This window comes from Archangium sp. (assembly GCF_036389735.1).
GTDB lineage: Bacteria > Myxococcota > Myxococcia > Myxococcales > Myxococcaceae > Archangium.
The window spans coordinates 1-3,337 of the sequence record NZ_DASVWK010000923.1 but is presented as its reverse complement, the minus strand read 5'-3'; the positions used below and the strand labels follow the sequence as shown (position 1 = coordinate 3,337).

Sequence of the window (3,337 nt, the reverse complement as noted above, 5' to 3'; positions counted from 1 at the left end):
GGACCGGGTGTACCGCCGGGGCCGGGTGCTCCGGGCGCGGGTCTGCCTCGTCCGCCGGGTGCCACGCCGCTGCCCGGGACGATGCCCACCGCCCGTGGCAAGGATCCGTTCGGCCTCGGTGCCCCCGCGGCCCAGCCCGCTCCCGTCGAGGAGCCGGCCGAGGCGAGTGGCCTGGAGGAACTCTCTCTCGATGAGCCCGAGGAGCTGACGCCGGCTCCGGCTCCGGCTCCGGCGCGGACGCCCGCCCCGGTGCCCACCGTCCAGGCCCGTCCCGCCGCCCCCGCCGCCGATGGAGGCGAGGCTCAGCTGCGCGAGGCGCTCTCGAAGGCCTCTCGCGAGGTCATCGAGAAGATCGCCTGGGAGGTCGTTCCCCAGCTGGCCGAGACGATCATCCGCGAGGAGCTGGAGCGGTTGATCAAGGATCGAGAGACGAAGCACTGAGCTGAGTCGTCACACCTGGCTTCTGGACTCCGACCGGCCCTCGTCGGGCCGGTCTTTTCTCCACCGGCCCCTGGGGGCCGGTTCGCGTTTTCTATGAGCGATACGACCGAGCTTCCCAAGTCCTATGATCCGAAGGAGGTCGAGGCCCGCTGGTACGCCTGCTGGCTGGAGCGCGATTACTTCCGCGCCGACCCCACCTCCGACAAGCCCTCCTTCAGCATCGTGCTGCCGCCGCCCAACGTGACGGGCAGCCTGCACCTGGGCCACGCGCTCACCGCCACCATCCAGGACATCCTCATCCGGTGGAAGCGCATGAGCGGCTTCAACGCCCTGTGGGTGCCCGGCACGGATCACGCCGGCATCGCCACGCAGATGGTGGTGGAGCGCGAGCTCAAGGAGAAGGAGAAGAAGAGCCGCCACGACCTGGGCCGCGAGAAGTTCCTCGAGCGCGTCTGGGAGTGGAAGAACAAGTACGGCAACCGCATCCGCGAGCAGCACAAGGTGCTCGGCGCCAGCCTGGACTGGAGCCGCGAGCGCTTCACCATGGATCCGGGGGTGTCGACGGCCGTGCGCGAGGTCTTCGTGCGGCTGCACGAGGAGGGCCTCATCTACCGTGCCCAGAAGCTCATCAACTGGTGCCCCTCGTGCCACACCGCGCTCAGCGACCTGGAGGTCGAGCACGAGGAGAAGCAGGGCTCGCTCTGGCACCTCCACTACCCGGTGAAGGACAGCGACCGGAAGCTCACCGTCGCCACCACCCGCCCGGAGACGATGCTCGGCGACACCGCCGTGGCCGTCCACCCGGAGGACGAGCGCTACAAGGATTTGATCGGCCAGAAGGTGGTGCTGCCGCTCACCGGCCGCGAAATCCCCATCATCGCCGACGCGGTGCTGGTGGACCCGACCTTCGGTACCGGCGTGGTGAAGGTGACGCCGGCCCATGACTTCAACGACTACCAGACGGGCCTGCGGCACGGCCTGCCCATGCTCAACGTGCTGGATGAGTCCGCGCGCATCAACAAGGAGGGCGGGGCGTACGCGGGCATGGACCGCTATGCCGCGCGCAAGCAGCTCCTCGAGGATCTCACGGCCCAGGGGCTGCTGGAGAAGGAGGAGCCCCACAAGCTGTCCGTCGGTGGCTGTCAGCGCTGCACCACCGTGGTGGAGCCGCGCCTGTCCCCGCAGTGGTTCGTGAAGATCGAGCCCCTGGCCCGGCCCGCCATCGAGGCGGTGGAGCAGGGCCGCACGAAGATCATCCCGGAGACGTGGACGAACACGTACTTCCACTGGATGCGCAACATCCACGACTGGACCATCAGCCGCCAGCTGTGGTGGGGCCACCAGATTCCGGCCTGGTACTGCCTGGACTGCGGCCCGCGCTCGGACGTCACGGGCGGCATCGACTACACGCGCGCCGAGCCCATCGTCGCGCGGCAGGCGCCCGAGAAGTGCCCCAAGTGCCAGGGCTCGCGCTTGGAGCAGGACCCGGACGTGCTCGACACGTGGTTCTCCTCGGGCCTGTGGCCCTTCAGCACCCTGGGCTGGCCCGAGCAGACCCCCGAGCTCAAGGCCTACTACCCCAACTCCGTCATGGAGACGGGTCACGACATCCTCTTCTTCTGGGTCGCCCGGATGATGATGTTCGGCCTGCACTTCATGAAGGACGTGCCCTTCCGCACCGTGTACCTGCACGCGATGGTGCGCGATGAGAAGGGCGAGAAGATGTCCAAGACGAAGGGGAACGTGATCGATCCCCTGGACATCATCCAGGGCGCTCCGGCCGAGCAGCTCGCCAAGAACCTGCGCAACAAGTTCCCCCAGGGCATGCCCTCCCACGGCGCGGACGCGCTGCGCTTCACCCTGGCCTCGCTCACCCAGCAGGGCCGCGACATCAAGCTCTCGCTGGATCGCGTGGCCGGCTACAAGGCCTTCGCCAACAAGCTGTGGAACGCCAGCCGCTTCGCCCTGATGAACATGGGCGACTTCCTGCTGGACACCCGGCACATCAAGGATCGCGAGCTCACCCTGGCCGACCGGTGGATCCTCTCCCGGCTCCAGCGCGCCACGGTGGAGACCCACAAGGCGCTGGAGGCCTATAACTTCGGCGAGGCCGCCTCCACGCTCTACCAGTTCCTCTGGGCCGAGTTCTGCGACTGGTACATCGAGCTGGCCAAGAGCTCGCTCTACGGCGAGGACGCCAGGTCCAAGGACAATACCCGCTCGGTGCTCGTCTTCTGCCTGGACCGCATCCTGCGGCTGCTCCACCCGTTCATGCCGTTCATCACCGAGGAGATCTGGCAGAAGCTGCCCATGGCGCGGTCGGTCGACTCGATCATGATCTCCCCATTCCCGCAGCCGGATGCGTCGCTCGAGGACGCCGCCGCCGAGGCGGAGATGGGGCCGGTCATCACGGCCATCGAGGGCCTGCGCAACCTCCGCGGCGAGAGCAACCTGTCGCCCGCGGCCCGTCTCACCGCGCACGTGCAGAGCCCGGACGCGCGCACCCGCGAGCTGCTGGAGCGGTGGCGCGGCTACCTGATGCCGCTGGCCGGCCTGGCGGAGATCCACATCGGCCCGCCGGGCGCCAAGCCGCCGCTGTCCGCGGCCTTCGTGGGCCCGCAGATGGAGATCTTCGTCCCCCTGGCGGGTCTCATCGACGTGGACGCCGAGCGCGATCGCCTGCGCAAGGAGATCACCCGCTCCGAGCAGGAGATGGGCGGCATCAAGCGCAAGCTGGACAACCCCAGCTTCGTCGCCAAGGCCCCCCCGGACGTGGTGGAGAAGGACCGCGCCCGCGTCGAGGAGCTGGAGGCGCGCGTCTCCAAGCTCCAGGACAACCTGACGCGGCTGGCTCCGGTGGAGTCCGCCACGCCTCCAGCCAAGAAGCAGGAGCCGG

1 protein-coding gene and 1 pseudogene are annotated in these 3,337 nt (G+C 68.6%); both read left to right on the top strand.

The genetic code is table 11. From position 1 onward, the window contains the following. A pseudogene (locus tag VF794_RS32770) lies at positions 1–441 on the top strand (response regulator); the annotation flags it as partial. 93 nt (positions 442–534) lie between these two features. Next, a partial coding sequence (locus VF794_RS32765; RefSeq protein ID WP_331117049.1) for a valine--tRNA ligase occupies positions 535–3,337 on the top strand: 2,803 nt, incomplete at its 3' end.